Source organism: Stenotrophomonas sp. HMWF003 (assembly GCF_003061285.1).
Taxonomy (GTDB): Bacteria; Pseudomonadota; Gammaproteobacteria; order Xanthomonadales; family Xanthomonadaceae; genus Stenotrophomonas; species Stenotrophomonas maltophilia_AP.
In genome coordinates this window covers 32852-33228 of the sequence record NZ_QAIW01000448.1, presented here as the reverse complement: position 1 = coordinate 33228, position 377 = coordinate 32852, and the positions used below count along the sequence as shown (strand labels likewise).

The window sequence follows — 377 nt, the reverse complement described above, 5'->3', positions numbered from 1 at the left end:
GAAGCGGGGCGTGCCGCTGTTGTGCGCTGCGCGCCGGGCTCAGTGGCGGGGTGTCAGGCGCCGGGCGAATTCATCCGGCGCCAGCCCGGGCGCGAACAGAAACCCTTGCCCGACCGTCACCCCCAGCGCCTGCAGGAAACGCCGCTGCGGCTCCGATTCGATCCCCTCGGCGACCAGCCCCAGCCCCAGGCTGCGGGCGATGCCGCAGACCGCCTCGCACACTGCTTCGTCGGAGCGGTTGCCCGGCACGCCCTCGACGAACAACTGGCTCAGCTTCAGCCCGTGGATCGGCAGCCGGCGCAGGTAGTTCAGTGCGCTGTAGCCTTCGCCGAAGTCGTCGATGGTCAGCTGCACGCCCATTTCGCGCAGGCGCGCGA

At 70.8% G+C, this 377-nt stretch carries 1 protein-coding gene; it reads right to left on the bottom strand.

What is annotated here, in order from left to right; translation table 11 throughout:
• Nucleotides 1-39: 39 nt before the first annotated feature.
• The coding region (locus tag DBR34_RS24260) for an EAL domain-containing protein (RefSeq protein ID WP_258224184.1) at nt 40-377 on the bottom strand (338 nt) is incomplete at its 5' end.